This is a genomic window from Pseudomonas sp. 18-147 (assembly GCF_051048045.1).
Taxonomy (GTDB): Bacteria; Pseudomonadota; Gammaproteobacteria; order Pseudomonadales; family Pseudomonadaceae; genus Pseudomonas; species Pseudomonas aeruginosa.
Genome location: NZ_CP182296.1, coordinates 2,404,585 through 2,417,847 on the forward strand (window position 1 = coordinate 2,404,585; position 13,263 = coordinate 2,417,847).

General features: G+C 69.1%; 13 protein-coding genes. 7 read left to right on the forward strand and 6 right to left on the reverse strand.

All coding sequences use genetic code 11. The features are described from left to right. Positions 1-22: 22 nt before the first annotated feature. Complete coding sequence (locus ACM0M4_RS11585) at positions 23-664, reverse strand: DUF924 family protein (RefSeq protein ID WP_012613919.1); 642 nt, start codon at positions 662-664, stop codon at positions 23-25. 45 nt (positions 665-709) lie between these two features. Between ACM0M4_RS11585 and ACM0M4_RS11590 the strand changes: the two genes are divergently transcribed. The 7 genes from ACM0M4_RS11590 (at position 710) to ACM0M4_RS11620 (ending at position 8,146) form a co-directional block, all read left to right on the forward strand. Next, positions 710-1,603: a LysR family transcriptional regulator gene (locus ACM0M4_RS11590; protein WP_003101696.1), complete on the forward strand. Its 894-nt coding sequence runs from the start codon at positions 710-712 to the stop codon at positions 1,601-1,603. Between the two features lie 96 nt (positions 1,604-1,699). Beyond that, positions 1,700-2,398 carry an orotidine-5'-phosphate decarboxylase gene (gene pyrF / locus ACM0M4_RS11595; protein WP_003090975.1) on the forward strand — a complete coding sequence of 233 codons (699 nt, stop codon included), beginning with the start codon at positions 1,700-1,702 and terminating at the stop codon, positions 2,396-2,398. A 229-nt stretch (positions 2,399-2,627) separates the two neighbouring features. Beyond that, positions 2,628-3,545 carry an AAA family ATPase gene (locus ACM0M4_RS11600; RefSeq protein ID WP_003090974.1) on the forward strand — a complete coding sequence of 306 codons (918 nt, stop codon included), beginning with the start codon at positions 2,628-2,630 and terminating at the stop codon, positions 3,543-3,545. Beyond that, positions 3,545-4,498 (forward strand): DUF58 domain-containing protein, encoded by a 954-nt coding sequence (locus tag ACM0M4_RS11605; protein ID WP_014602736.1) that lies wholly within the window; start codon positions 3,545-3,547, stop codon positions 4,496-4,498. Before ACM0M4_RS11600 ends, ACM0M4_RS11605 begins: the two co-directional genes overlap by 1 nt. Beyond that, a complete protein-coding gene (gene tgpA / locus ACM0M4_RS11610) occupies positions 4,495-6,501 on the forward strand; it encodes a protein-glutamine gamma-glutamyltransferase TgpA (protein WP_014602737.1) in 2,007 nt (668 codons plus the stop codon). Before ACM0M4_RS11605 ends, tgpA begins: the two co-directional genes overlap by 4 nt. Next, complete coding sequence (locus ACM0M4_RS11615; RefSeq protein WP_054375725.1) at positions 6,498-7,268, forward strand: CHAD domain-containing protein; 771 nt, start codon at positions 6,498-6,500, stop codon at positions 7,266-7,268. The genes tgpA and ACM0M4_RS11615 overlap by 4 nt, the downstream gene beginning before the upstream one ends. Positions 7,269-7,348: 80 nt before the next feature. Beyond that, positions 7,349-8,146, forward strand: a complete 798-nt coding sequence (locus tag ACM0M4_RS11620; protein ID WP_434324244.1) for an acyl-CoA thioesterase — start codon at positions 7,349-7,351, stop codon at positions 8,144-8,146. An 8-nt stretch (positions 8,147-8,154) separates the two neighbouring features. On the opposite strand, the gene ACM0M4_RS11625 is transcribed toward ACM0M4_RS11620, so the two are convergent. The 5 genes from ACM0M4_RS11625 to ACM0M4_RS11645 form a co-directional block, all read right to left on the reverse strand. Continuing rightward, positions 8,155-9,732 carry a GGDEF domain-containing protein gene (locus ACM0M4_RS11625; RefSeq protein ID WP_003101679.1) on the reverse strand — a complete coding sequence of 526 codons (1,578 nt, stop codon included), beginning with the start codon at positions 9,730-9,732 and terminating at the stop codon, positions 8,155-8,157. 9 nt (positions 9,733-9,741) lie between these two features. Further along, on the reverse strand, positions 9,742-10,230 hold the full coding sequence (locus ACM0M4_RS11630) for a hypothetical protein (RefSeq protein ID WP_023084131.1): 489 nt from the start codon (positions 10,228-10,230) through the stop codon (positions 9,742-9,744). An 86-nt stretch (positions 10,231-10,316) separates the two neighbouring features. Beyond that, the gene (locus tag ACM0M4_RS11635) at positions 10,317-10,676 is read right to left on the reverse strand and encodes an Mpo1-like protein (protein WP_003110282.1); all 360 of its coding nucleotides are present in this window, start codon (positions 10,674-10,676) and stop codon (positions 10,317-10,319) included. Between the two features lie 125 nt (positions 10,677-10,801). Beyond that, on the reverse strand, positions 10,802-12,274 hold the full coding sequence (locus ACM0M4_RS11640; RefSeq protein ID WP_003110283.1) for a methyl-accepting chemotaxis protein: 1,473 nt from the start codon (positions 12,272-12,274) through the stop codon (positions 10,802-10,804). Between the two features lie 138 nt (positions 12,275-12,412). Next, positions 12,413-13,216, reverse strand: coding sequence for a TatD family hydrolase (locus tag ACM0M4_RS11645; RefSeq protein WP_003101675.1), 804 nt, complete (start codon positions 13,214-13,216; stop codon positions 12,413-12,415). Between the last annotated feature and the right edge of the window lie 47 nt (positions 13,217-13,263).

Here is a 13,263-nt window from a genome sequence, read left to right on the forward strand (position 1 = left end):
GGAGGGCCGGCTGAGCCCCGGTTCAGCCGGCGAAGCCGCCGGCGGCGAGGAAGGCGAGTTCCTCGGCGCTGGACGGGCGACCGAGGATCGGATTGCGATGGGGAAAGCGCCCGAAGCGGCGGATGATCTCGCGATGCTCACGAGCGTGGGCGAGGAAGGGCTGGCCGAGTCCGTGGTTCAGCGCTACCGAGCGATCCTGGTCGGCAAGGTTCTCGGCATGGGCGAACGGCAGGTAGAAGAACAGCCGCAGCGCGTCCCCGACCTGGCGGTCGAGGCCTTGTCCCAGAGCCCGCTCCGCCCAGCGCCGCGCTTGGGCGTCGCTGGCGTACATGCGCGGGGTTCCACGGAAGGCGTTGCGCGGGTACTGGTCGAGCAGCAACAGCAGGCCGAGATGGTCCTCGGCTTCATCGGCAGCCGGGCGCAGCGCGTCGGCGCAGGCAAGCTCGTAGAGGTGGGCGAAGCGCTCGCGGAAGCGCCGGTCGAAATCGGCGTTCCTGGCGAACCAGAGGGTAGGGCCGGCATCGCGCCAGAAACCGACCACTTCCGGCAGCGGGGACGCGTTGGGAGGAAGCAAAAGCGCTGCATGGGGCATCTGCGGATCCAGGAAGTAGAGTAGGGACTCCAGGCTATTGGTCCGGGTTCTTTGGATAAACGTAGGTGGCATGGATAGACTGTCCAGCCATCCCGAATAGAGAGAAGGGGCCTGCCCATGGATCGTCTGGACAGCATGCGCGTGTTCCTGCGCGTTGCCGAAACCGGCAGCTTCACCAAGGCCGCGGACCTGCTGGACATGCCGCGGGCGACGGTCTCGGCGGCGGTCCAGCAGCTCGAAGCGCAACTCGGCAGCCGGCTGCTGCATCGCACCACCCGGCAGGTCCAGCTGACCCACGACGGCAGCGTGGTGCTGGAGCGTTGCCGCCACCTGCTGGAAGACATGGAGGAGCTGGAGAGCCTGTTCCACGACGGCAGCCGCGCCAGCGGCCGGCTCAAGGTCGACGTGCCGAGCCGGGTGGCGCGACTGCTGATCGCCCCGGCGCTGCCGGAATTCTTCCGCCAGCATCCGGACATCGAACTGGAGCTGGGCTCCAGCGACCGTTCGGTGGACCTGGTGCAGGAGGGCGTCGACTGCGTCCTGCGGGTCGGCCAGTTGGGCAACAGCAGCCTGGTGGCGCGACGCCTCGGCGAGATGCAACTGATCAATTGCGCCAGTCCCGCCTACCTGGAAGAGCATGGCGAGCCACGGACGCCAGCCGACCTCGACCGGCACTGGGCGGTCAACTATGCCTCGCCCAGCAGCGGCCGGGTGTTGCCCTGGGAGTATCGCGAGGATGGGCGCACCCTGACCCGCGCGTTGCGCAGCCGGGTCACGGTGAACAACGCGGAAAGCTACATCGCCTGCTGCCTGTCCGGACTGGGCCTGATCCAGATCCCTGCCTACGACGTGCGCGAGCACCTCCAACGCGGCGAGCTGCGCGAGGTGCTGCCGCAGTGGCGGGCCGAAGCGATGCCGGCGTACGCCCTGTATCCGCACCGGCGGCATCTGTCGCGGCGGGTCAGGGCATTCGTCGACTGGCTGGAGCAACTGCTCCGCGCCCGCCTCTAGTCCACGACGTTCATCTCCCCGGCGCGTTCCGGGCTACGGCAAACGGCCGGATTCTGCGACAATGCGCGCCGTTTTCGATTCGCCGCGAGAGAGCCCATGTCCGCCTGCCAGTCCCCCATCATCGTCGCCCTGGATTTCCCCACCCGTGAGGCCGCCCTGGCGCTGGCCGATCAGCTGGACCCGAAACTGTGCCGGGTGAAGGTCGGCAAGGAACTCTTCACCAGTTGTGCCGCGGGTATAGTCGAGACCTTGCGTGGCAAGGGCTTCGAGGTGTTCCTCGACCTGAAATTCCACGACATCCCGAACACCACGGCGATGGCGGTGAAGGCCGCCGCCGAGATGGGCGTGTGGATGGTCAACGTGCACTGCTCCGGCGGCCTGCGCATGATGGCCGCCTGCCGCGAGACGCTGGAGGCCTTCAGCGGGCCCAGGCCGTTGCTCATCGGCGTGACCGTGCTGACCAGCATGGAGCGCGAGGACCTGGCGGGCATCGGCCTCGACATCGAGCCCCAGGAGCAGGTGTTGCGCCTCGCCGCCCTGGCGCAGAAGGCCGGCATGGACGGCCTGGTCTGCTCGGCCCAGGAAGCGCCGGCGCTGAAGGCCGCCCATCCGGGCCTGCAACTGGTCACGCCGGGCATCCGCCCGGCCGGCAGCGCCCAGGACGACCAGCGGCGCATCCTCACCCCGCGCCAGGCCCTGGACGCCGGCTCCGATTACCTGGTGATCGGCCGGCCGATCAGCCAGGCCGCCGACCCGGCCAAGGCGCTGGCGGCGATCGTCGCCGAACTGGGCTGAGGCGGCTTCCCCCACGCCTGCCGTCGGCGACCGTCGCGCGCCGTGTCGAGCCGGACTGGCGCAGGCATCATCCGCGCCTGTCCCTCCCCAGCGTCTAGGCTTGTAGCGGGCACTCCGGCAAGTACCGGTGGCAACGGTTTCACAGTTTCGTGAGGAAAAATTGCAAGTGCCTTGCCGGCTGGCCCCAGGCCAGTAGGATCGCTGTTTTCCCCGGAAACGCGAGGTCGGGATGCTGAACACCCTGGAAGCCTGCCTGAAGGCGGTCGATGAGATTCTCCTGGGCAAGGACCGCCAGGTGCGCCTGGCCCTGGCCTGCCTGCTGGCCCGTGGGCACCTGTTGATCGAAGACCTGCCGGGGATGGGCAAGACCACCCTCAGCCATGCCCTGGCGCGGGTGCTCGGGCTCAGTTTCCAGCGCATCCAGTTCACCTCGGACCTGCTGCCGGGCGATATCCTCGGTACCTCGGTGTTCGACAAGGACAGCGGGCAATTCGTCTTCCATCCCGGGCCGATCTTCGCCGAACTGGTGCTTGCCGACGAGATCAATCGCGCCACGCCGAAAAGCCAGAGCGCCTTGCTCGAGGCGATGGAAGAAGGCCAGGTGACCATCGAGGGCGCCACCCGGCCCTTGCCGGAACCGTTCTTCGTCATCGCCACGCAGAACCCGGCCAGCCAGGGCGGCACCTTCTCCCTGCCGGAATCGCAGCTGGATCGCTTCCTGATGCGCCTGTCGCTGGGCTACCCCGGACGCGCGGCGGAACGCTCGCTGTTGCTCGGCGAAGCTCGGCGCGATCTGCTGCCGCGCCTGGAACCCTTGCTCGACCACGCGGCGCTGGCCGCTTTCCAGGCCGAAGTGCCGAAGGTCCGCGCCAGCGATGCGCTGGTGGACTACGTGCTGCGCCTGGTCGAAGCGACCCGCACGCAGCCGGCCTTCGCCCTCGGCCTGTCGCCGCGCGGTAGCCTGGCGTTGCTCGCCGCGGCGCGTGCCTGGGCGCTGCTGGCGGGACGCGACTATGTGATTCCGGAAGACGTCCAGGCGGTGTTGCCGGCGGTCGCCGGGCATCGCCTGCGCGACCAGGCGGACCCCACCGGGCACGGTGGCGGCGCGCTGGTGCAATGGCTGCTGCGCGAAGTCCCGGCGCTCTGATGCGCCTGCGCAACTGGCCGCGCTGGCAGCGCTGGCTGAACCGACGGATACCGCCGGCGAGCAGCGTCGAGCTGAACCAGCGCCGCGTATTCATCCTGCCGACCCGCCAGGGCGGCGCTTTCGGCCTGGCGCTGCTGGTGATGCTGCTGGCGGCGATCAACTACCAGAACAGCCTGGCCTACGGGTTGACCTTCCTGCTGCTGTCCCTGGGCGTGGTGACCATCCTCCATACCTATCGCAACCTTGCCGGCCTGCGCCTCACCGCGTTGGGAGCGGACCCGGTGTTCGCCGGCGAGCGCGCCGGTTTCCGGGTGCGCCTGGAAAGCCCGCGGCGGGCGCGCCAGGCCATCGCCGTCGGCTGGCCGGAGCGGCCGCTGGAATACGCCGACCTGGCAGGCGACGCGGCTGCCGAGGTGCTGCTGTTCCACCCGACCGAGCGACGCGGCTGGCTGCGGCCGGGGCGCCTGCGGGTGGAGAGTCGCTTTCCCCTCGGCCTGCTGGTGGCCTGGAGCTGGGTCGACCTGCGCCAGCAGGCGCTGGTCTACCCTCGGCCGCAGGCCGGCGAGCCGTTCCTCGCGCCGGGCGCGGAGGATGCCGAGGACCAGGGGCGCGCGCTGGCGAGCGCGGGCGTCGACGACTACCAGGGACTGCGCGCCTACCAGCCGGGCGACTCGCGGCGGCGCCTGCACTGGAAGGCGTTTTCCCGTGGCCAGGGGCTGCTGGTGAAGGACTTCGCCGCGCTCGGCGGGGAAGACCTGTGGCTGGAATTCGAGCGCCTCGGCGGGGATCTCGAAAGTCGCCTGGGCCGCTTGTGTCATGCAGTCCTGGAACTCTCCTCGCGGCAGCAGCCCTATGGCCTGGCGCTGCCCGGCACACGCCTGCAACCGGCCAGCGGCGAGGCCCAGCGCGAGGCCTGCCTGCGTGCGCTGGCGTTGTTCGGAGCGGCGCGATGAACGCGATTCCGCGGGTCGCGCTGGTCTGGCTGCTGGTGGCGCAGGTACTGGTGATCCTGCCGCACCTGGCCTACATGCCGCTGTGGATCGCGGCCATGTGGCTCGGTTGCGCGGCCTGGCGGGTGCAGGTCTTCCGCATGCGTGCCGGCTATCCGCGCGCCTGGGTCAAGCTGGCCCTGGCGCTGCTCGCCGGGGCCGGGGTCTGGTTGTCGCGCGGCAGCCTGGTGGGCCTGGACGCGGGGGCGGTGCTGCTGATCGCCGCGTTCATCCTCAAGCTGGTGGAAATGAAGACCCGCCGCGATGCGCTGGTACTGGTGTTCCTCGGTTTCTTCGCAGTGGTGGTGGGCTACCTGTTCGACGACGGTTTCCTCGCCGCGCTGTACAGCCTGCTGCCGGTGACCGCGTTGCTGGCGGCGCTGATCGGCTTGCAGCAGAGCGCTTTCGCCAGCCGGCCCTGGCCGACCCTGCGGCTGGCCGGCGGGCTGTTGCTGCAGGCGCTGCCGCTGATGCTCCTGCTGTTCCTGTTCTTCCCCCGCCTGGGGCCGCTGTGGTCGTTGCCGATGCCCGGCAACAAGGGGGTCACCGGACTCTCGGAGAGCATGGCGCCAGGGGATATCGCCGAGCTTGGGCGCTCCGCCGAACTGGCGTTCCGGGTCCGCTTCGAGGGCGCACCGCCGCCGCGCGAGCAGCTCTACTGGCGCGCCTTGACCATGGAGCGTTTCGACGGACGACGTTGGGCTCAGGTGCCGCAATGGTCGGGCGAGGATGCTATGCACTGGCAGAAGCGTGGCCCCGAGCTGCGCTACGACGTGATCATGCAGCCCAGTTCGCAGTCCTGGCTGTTCGCCCTCGACGTGGCGCAGACCGACCAGACCGACACGCGCCTGATGAGCGATTTCCACCTGCAGCGACGGCAGCCGGTCGAGCAACGTCTGTTCTACCGAGTCAGTTCCTGGCCACAGGCGCTGCGCGAGTCCAGCATCGATCCGCGCATGCGCTGGCGCAACCTGCAGTTGCCGATGCACGGCAATCCGCGCGCGCGCGCCCTGGCCGAGCAACTGCGCCAGGCCCATGCGCAACCGCAGGCACTGGTCGCGGCCCTGTTGCAGCGCTTCAACCGCGAGCCCTTCGCCTACACCCTGAAACCGCCAGCGACCGGTGCCGACGGGGTGGACGATTTCCTGTTCGACACGCGCAGCGGCTTCTGCGCGCATTACGCCGGGGCGATGGCTTTCGTCCTGCGCGCCGCGGGCATTCCTGCGCGAGTGGTGGCCGGCTACCAGGGCGGCGAGCTGAATCCGGCGGGCAACTACCTGCTGGTGCATCAGTTCGACGCCCACGCCTGGGTCGAATACTGGCAGCCGGAGCAGGGCTGGCTGAGCGTCGACCCGACCTACCAGGTGGCGCCCGAACGGATCGAACAGGGGCTGGAGCAGGCCCTGGCCGGGGACAGCGAGTACCTCGCCGACGCGCCGCTGTCGCCGTTGCGCTACCGTGGCCTGCCCTGGCTCAACGACATGCGTCTGGCCTGGGACAGCCTGAACTACGGCTGGCAACGCTGGGTCCTGGCCTACCAGGGTGAGCAGCAGGGCGCCTTCCTGCAGCGCTGGTTCGGCGGGCTCGATCCGACCCGACTGGGCCTGTTGCTCGGTGCCGCGGCGATATTGTCGGTCGGTCTGCTCGCGCTGTTCCTGCTCAAGCCCTGGCAAGGCCGTGACGATCTGCGCAGCCGCCAACTGCGCCGCTTCGAACGCCTGCTGGAGATGCATGGCCTGCGCCGTTCCCCCGGCGAAGGGCTACGCTCCTACGGCGAGCGCGCCGCCCGCGTCCTGCCGGCGCAGGCGCCAGCCATCGCGGCCTTCGTCGGCGCGTTCGAAGCGCAACGCTATGGACACGGCGGTGCCGATGATCCAGGGTTGCGTCTGCGCGCATTGCGCCGGGCGCTGCCCTGGCGCCTGGTGCGCACGCCCACGCGGGATGGCCGGGGAGAGGAGCAGGCATGACGGGGTTCATCGATGAACTGCTGGCCGAGGTGATCGGCCAGCAGGTGGCGTTGATGTCGGCGGTCGCCCGCCTGGAGGCGCGCACGGATGACGAGGCACTGCACGACCTGCGCATCGCCCTGCGCCGTCTGCGCAGCCTGCTGCGGCCGATCCGCGGAGTCCCCGGCGTCGAGGAGCTGGAGCATGCCGCCGCCGAGGTCGGGCGGCTCAGCGGGCCGATCCGCGACCTGGAGGTGCTGCTGCCGGCGCTCGCCGCCGAAGGGCTGCGGGATGCGCTGGCGGTGCGCCGGCCGGTGCTGGAGTCCGGCTACGTGGCGGTTCTCGCCAGCCAGCCGCTGCACCGCCTGCAGCTTTGCCTGGACGTCTGGCCGGCCCTGTTGCGTACGGCCCAGCGGCATGCCGTGCTGGATGGCCTGCACGGCCGGGTGCGCAAGCGCCTGCGCCGGCAATGGAAGACCCTGCGCGCCGAGCTGGCGGACACCACCTACGAGCACTGGCACCCGCTACGGCTGCGGATCAAGCGCGTGCGCTACGGGCTGGAGGCCTATCCGCACGATTGCAGCATTCCCGGCTCGCTGCTGGCGCCGCTCAAGGCGGCCCAGTCGGCGCTGGGCGATTGGCACGACCTCGAACAGTGGCTGTTGCGATGCCAGCGCGAGCCGGACCTGGCGCCCGTGCGCGAGGTCTGGACGGCACGCTTCGAACTGGCCCGGGAGCGTGCCGGACGGGCCCTGTCGACATTGCAGCAGGCGCTTGCCGGGCACTGAGGCCGCCGGTATTCCGATCGGCTTTTTCCCAAGGATCGCCTCGCCTAAGATGGGCCCTCGAATCCCCTCGCGAGGCACACATGAATTTTTCCGAATTGATCCAGGCGGTCCGCCGCGACACTTCCTCGGTGGTAGTACCGGCCAGTTGGGGCCAGGGCCGCGCCACCTTCGGTGGCCTGGTGGTGGCGTTGGCCTACGAGGCCATGCTTGCGGTGGTCGAGGCGGGGCGTCCGTTGCGCTCCATTGGCGTCAGCTTCGTCGGACCGCTGGCCCCCGAGCAGCCGGCGAGCTTCAGCGCCCGGTTGTTGCGCGAGGGCAAGGCGGTGAGCCAGGTACAGGTCGAGGTCCGTCAGGGCGAGCAGGTGGTGACGCTGGTCCAGGCCAGTTTCGGCGTCGCCCGCGCGTCGGCGGTGGCGGTGGAAGCGTTGCCGGCGGCCGGGATGAAGGGCCCCGAAGAGAGCCAGGAGCTGCCCTATATCCGTAACGTGACCCCGGAGTTCACTCGCTACATCGCCATGCGCTGGGCAGTGGGCGGCCTGCCGTTCTCTTCGAACAAGTCGCGCCAGATGGGCGGCTGGATGCGTTTCCGCGACGAACCCGAGGGAGAGCCCATGGAGGTTTCCCACCTGCTGGCGCTGCTCGACTCCTGGCCGCCGGCGCTGTTGCCGCACCTGGGCACCCCGGCGATGGCCAGCTCGCTGACCTGGACCGCCGAGTTCCTCCAGCCGCTGCCGCAGCAGGGCAGCGGCGACTGGTGCCGTTACCTGGCGGAGATCGAGGAGGCGCGCGACGGCTACGGTCACGTGGCGGCGCGGATGTGGAGCGCCGACGGCCAGTTGCTGGCGATCAGCCGGCAGATGGTCACGGTGTTCGGCTGAGGCGCATGTCAGGCGGGCGCGTACTCGGTGCGGTTGCGCCCGCCGCTCTTGGCCTGGTAGAGCGCGCTGTCGGCGCGCACCAGCAGGCTTTCCAGGTCGTCCCCGGCGTCCCTGCGCAGGGCGACGCCGATGCTCACGGTCATCCGCAGCGGTTCGCCGTCGGGATTGCTCACCCGTAGCGCCTCGACGCCGGCGCGCAGCCGTTCGGCGACGTCCAGCGCCTGGTCCAGGCTGACCTCTGGAAGCAGCGCGGCGAATTCCTCGCCGCCCAGGCGACCGAGCAGGTCCACCTCGCGCAGGCCCTGGCGCAGGGTCTCGGCGACACGTTGCAGGGCGCGGTCGCCGGTCAGGTGGCCGTGGCTGTCGTTGATGTTCTTGAAGTGGTCGATGTCCAGCATCAGCGCCACGCAGGGGTGGCGGAAGCGTTCGGCGGCCTTGAGCATGAGTTCCGCCTGGTGCAGGAACGAGTGGCGGTTGTGCAGGCCGGTCAGGGTATCGGTGCTGGCCAGCAGGCGCAGTTCCTGCTCCATGGCCTTGCGCCGGCTGATGTCGTAGCACCAGATCAGGGTCGCCGGCTCGCCGTCGATTTCCAGGTGGCGCGCGCAGATCACCGCCCAGCAAGGCGTTTCCCCGCATAGCTGGGCTTCCCAGCCATCCACCTGGCCGCGCGCCTCCAGGGCGTTCTGCAGGCGGCTGTATTCGCTGGTGCTGGCGAACAGCCGGGGCAGGTTGAAGTCGTCCTGGGCCTGGCAACCCAGGCGCTTGAGCAGGCGTGGGCTGACGTAATGGATGCTGGCGCCGCAGGCGCTGAGCAGGACCACGTCGCTCGGGCTGGCCTCGAGGATGAAATGCAGCAGCGCCTTGCCTTCGCTGAGCTGGCGGGTGCGCTCGCCGACGCGTTTCTCCAGGGTGGCGTTAAGCTCGATCAGATGCCCGGCCAGTTGCTGGGCGCGTTTGAAGTCGGTGACCAGGCGCAGCACCAGCAGGGCACCGCCGGCACCGATCCCGAGCAGCGCCCAGAACAACGCGTAGAACGCCCGGTGCAGGCGCTTGCGGTCGACGTCCAACTGGTTGGTCAGGGCGATGTTGCTGGCGACGACGATCTGGTGGGTCGGTTCGAGCAAGGGCGGAACCTGCTGGACGATCTCCGCGGCCAGGCGGCGCGCGGCGACGGGATCGCCCCAGGGGGCCTGGTTCGACCAGCGATCGCTGAGCTCGATCAGGCGTTGCAGGGTGGCCTGTACCTCCGGACGCGGTTCGGCGAGATGCCTGAACAACGACTGGCGGCGCAGCGGCGCGATCAGGCTGGCGAGGACTTCGAGACGGATCGCCAGGTCGTCGGCTTGGCCTTCGCCGCTCTCGGTGTGCCGCGCGGCGTCCAGCGTGCGATCCAGTTCGGCGCGCAGCGAGTAGGTCTGCCACAGCTCGTTGTGCAGGTTCGGCTGGGCCAGTTGCTGGGCCTGGCGCACCGCCAGCCACAGCGCAGCCCCGGCGATCAGCGCCATGAGCAGCACCAGGCCGAGCAACAGCCCCATGATCTGGCGTTGCCGGCGCAGCTTTGTCGGATCGAGCAGCGGCACAGTCATGTCCGTTACTTACTCAAGAGTGATGGAGCTGACCTGCCAGACGGTACGGTTGTAGTAGACCTGGTTTCTCAACTCAGGATAGCGGGCCATCGGGTAGATGATGAAAAGCGGTCCGCGTTCGCGGATCGCCATGTAGGCGCCGTTGCGGCGATAGGCGAGGATGGGCTGGTAGCTGTCGAGGTCGCTGTACGGGATGATCGCCGAGTAGTCGTTCAGCGCCAGCACGCGCAGGCGCGTGGGCGGCGCCAGGTCCAGGTGGCGCAGCAACAGGCTGAGGCGCACGCCTTGCCAGCGGGCGTTGGCCTCGCCGGGGAGCTGGGCTTCCAGGGTCTCGCTGGGCAGGGCTTCGAGGTCGGACAGGGTCAGCCGTACGGGAGCGTCGCCGGACCGCTGCAGGGTGACGATCGGACGTCCGCCCAGCGGCACGGGCTCCGCGGCCTGGGCAAGAGGCAGCCCCAGGCAACAGAGAAAGACGATTAATTGACGCATTGACGGCATGTTGTCGGTCCACGACAGGATTCCGTCGATTATATCGGCAGCGTCGCGCTAAAACTGAAGGGCTGTGCAAAATCCCGGACGAACTGTCACTTATGCCGTTCGCGCCAAGCCCGCCACCAGGCGCCGCTGAGGACGAAGCGGGGGAAGGTGACGAACTGCTCGACGAGCAGGCGACTGACAGCGTCGCGCCGATCGCTGAATGGCTCGGGTGCCTGTTTCTCCAGCGCGTGTCCCTTGGCCTGGATCGCCAGGCCGGCGCCGATGCCGATGACACCGAGCACCACCTGCAGCAGGTCCAGGCCGAACAGGCCGCCGAGCAGCAGGATCGCAGCGACGATGAACAGCGGCACGGCGATCAGGTGCAGGACCAGGTTGGTCGGGTTGCGGTGGTTGGCGGCATAGCCGCGCCATTGCCAGGCGAGCAGGTTGGGATGACGTTTGCCCATGTTCTCGGTACTCCGTGACGGCGACCCGCGGGGCGGGTCGTTGCATGTCGTCGAGTCTAGGCGGGGTGCGGCAGCGCGGCGAATGATTCCTGCCTATCCGGGCGATAGGCAGGTGCGCCTGCGGATCAGAGGCGTAGCTGGCCGATGGCGCGGGTCAGATCGCCCGCCAGGTCGACCAGTTGCTGACTGGTGGCCGCCGACTCGACGGTCTGCTGCACGGTGAGTTCGGTGACGTCGCGGATGCCCACCACCGAACGGGTCATCTCTTCCGCGACCTGGCTCTGCTGTTCCGCGGCGACGGCGATCTGCGTGTTGCTTTCACGCATCTGCGCCACCGCGTTGGCGATCGCAGCCAGCGCCTCGCCGGCGTCGCCGGCCTGGCTGACGCAACCGTCTGCCTTGAGCGAGCTTTCCTGCATGAACTCCACGGCGTCGCGGGTACCCGACTGCAGGGCGAGGATCATCTGGGTGATCTCGTCGGTGGAGTCCTGCACGCGACGGGCGAGGTTGCGCACCTCATCGGCCACCACGGCGAAGCCGCGGCCCATTTCCCCGGCCCGCGCGGCCTCGATGGCGGCGTTGAGGGCAAGCAGGTTGGTCTGTTCGGCGATGCCGTGGATCACGTTGACCACGCCGCTGATCTTCTGGCTGTCCTCGGCCAGCTTCTGGATCATCTCGGCGGTGTCCTGGACGCCCTGGGACAACCCGGCGATCGACGCGCTGACCCGGCTCACCGCCTGCTGGCCGGCGCCGGCCAGGCGGTCGGCTTCCTGCGACTGGTCACGGGTGTCGGCGGCGTGCTGGGCGATATGGAAGACCGTGGTGGACATCTCGTTGATCGCGGTGGCGGTCTGGTCGGTCTCGCTCTGCTGGCCGAGCATGCCCTGGCGTACCTGGCCCATGCTGCGGGCCAGCGCCTGGGCGCCTTCGTCGAGCTTGGTAGCGGCCGCGGCGACGGTGCCGACGATGCGCTGGTAGCCGGCCTGCATGGCGTTGAAGGCACTGGCCATCTGGCCGACTTCGTCGCGTCCCTGCAGCGGTACGCGAGCGGACAGGTCGCCGCTCTTCTCGACGTGCAGCATCACGTCCTTGAGGGTATGCAGGTGGGTGAGGATGAAGCGGATCAGCAGTTGCGAGGCCGCCAGCAGCGCCAGCATCAGCACCAGCACGGCGACGGCGTAGGCGCCGGCCCGGTCGGCGAAGACCTGCCACAGGTCGCTGGCCGGGGCGAGCACGGCGAAGCGCTGGCCGGAGCCGGTCTGGCCGACCCAGGCGCCGAGCAGCGGGGTATCGCCCTGGCGCGCGCCGGACAACTCGATCCAACCCTGCCCCTTGCCCAGCGCCTGGGCAGCGGTGCCGCCCAGGCTCGCGGCCTGTTCCAGCGGCAGCAGGTTGCTGCGGGCGGGCAGGGCGCTGCCGGCTGGCCAGCTCTGAACCAGCTCGCCCTCGGCGGCGGCGGCGCGCTGGGCGGAAGCGTTGCGCCCGGCGGCTTCCTGCTGCATGGCGAACAACACCAGCAGCAGGGTGGTGAAGAAGGCCACCGCGTTGACGGCCCAGAACTTGTATTTCAGTGGAATGTCGCTGATCCAGGTGCCCATAGGGGGATTTCTTCTTATCGGCAAGCTAATGGCAAGGCGCCATTATCTTGAAAGCTGAGTAAGGGGCAATCGTTGATGCGGGTCAACGAGACCGTTCGTCAGCTTAGCGGCCGATCCGCCGGGAGCTTGAGGGCGATCTCAGTCGATCGTCGGCAGGCCGAAGAACGCCCGCGCCGCGGCGCTGGTGTGAGCGGCCAGGCGCTCTGCGCTCTCGCCGCGATGGCGGGCCACGCAGTCGAGCACCTCGACCAGGTAGGCCGGCTCGTTGCGCCCGTTCTTCGGCTTCGGTCGCAGGCTGCGCGGCAGCAGGTAGGGCGCGTCGCTTTCCAGCATGAGACGGCCGACCGGGATCTCGCCTACCAGATCATGCAGGTGGGTGCCGCGGCGCTCGTCGTTGATCCAGCCGGTGATGCCGATGTGCAGGTCGAGGTCGAGGTAGCCATACAGCGCCCGGCGCTCGCCGGTGAAACAATGTACGACGGCGGCCGGCAGGCGATCGCGGAAGTCGCGCAGGATCGCCAGCAGGCGCTCGCTGGCGTCGCGTTCGTGGAGGAACACCGGACGCTGTAGCTCGACGGCCAGTGCCAGTTGTTCCTCGAGGGCCTTTTCCTGGGCCGGACGGGGAGAGAAGTCGCGATTGAAGTCGAGGCCGCATTCGCCCACCGCGCGTACCCGCGGGTCGTCGAACAGGGCGCGCAGGCCGCGAGCGGTGTCGGCGTTCCAGTGGCTGGCCTCGTGGGGGTGGACGCCGGCGGTGGTAAACAGCCGGCCGCCCTCGTCGAGTTCGCCGCAGAGCTGCAGCGCCTGTTCGCTGTCGGCCAGGCTGGTGCCGGTGATGACCATTTGTACCACCCCGGCGGCGCGCGCGCGGGCGAGCAGTGCTTCACGTTCCGGGGCGAAGCTGGCGTGGGTCAGATTGACGCCGATATCGATGAGTTGCATGGTGCCTTCCTGGAATTCGCAGCGAGGCGGCGCCCCCTCGATCGCGC

Excerpts from the sequence above, each read along its gene's own strand:
- ACM0M4_RS11625 (WP_003101679.1), bottom strand. The coding sequence starts at position 9,732 with ATGACTGTGCCGCTGCTCGATCCGACAAAGCTGCGCCGGCAACGCCAG.
- ACM0M4_RS11640 (WP_003110283.1), bottom strand. The coding sequence starts at position 12,274 with ATGGGCACCTGGATCAGCGACATTCCACTGAAATACAAGTTCTGGGCC.
- ACM0M4_RS11645 (WP_003101675.1), bottom strand. The coding sequence starts at position 13,216 with ATGCAACTCATCGATATCGGCGTCAATCTGACCCACGCCAGCTTCGCC.
- ACM0M4_RS11615 (WP_054375725.1), top strand. The coding sequence starts at position 6,498 with ATGACGGGGTTCATCGATGAACTGCTGGCCGAGGTGATCGGCCAGCAG.
- ACM0M4_RS11605 (WP_014602736.1), top strand. The coding sequence starts at position 3,545 with ATGCGCCTGCGCAACTGGCCGCGCTGGCAGCGCTGGCTGAACCGACGG.
- ACM0M4_RS11630 (WP_023084131.1), bottom strand. The coding sequence starts at position 10,230 with ATGCCGTCAATGCGTCAATTAATCGTCTTTCTCTGTTGCCTGGGGCTG.
- ACM0M4_RS11600 (WP_003090974.1), top strand. The coding sequence starts at position 2,628 with ATGCTGAACACCCTGGAAGCCTGCCTGAAGGCGGTCGATGAGATTCTC.
- ACM0M4_RS11590 (WP_003101696.1), top strand. The coding sequence starts at position 710 with ATGGATCGTCTGGACAGCATGCGCGTGTTCCTGCGCGTTGCCGAAACC.
- ACM0M4_RS11620 (WP_434324244.1), top strand. The coding sequence starts at position 7,349 with ATGAATTTTTCCGAATTGATCCAGGCGGTCCGCCGCGACACTTCCTCG.
- tgpA (WP_014602737.1), top strand. The coding sequence starts at position 4,495 with ATGAACGCGATTCCGCGGGTCGCGCTGGTCTGGCTGCTGGTGGCGCAG.
- pyrF (WP_003090975.1), top strand. The coding sequence starts at position 1,700 with ATGTCCGCCTGCCAGTCCCCCATCATCGTCGCCCTGGATTTCCCCACC.
- ACM0M4_RS11585 (WP_012613919.1), bottom strand. The coding sequence starts at position 664 with ATGCCACCTACGTTTATCCAAAGAACCCGGACCAATAGCCTGGAGTCC.
- ACM0M4_RS11635 (WP_003110282.1), bottom strand. The coding sequence starts at position 10,676 with ATGGGCAAACGTCATCCCAACCTGCTCGCCTGGCAATGGCGCGGCTAT.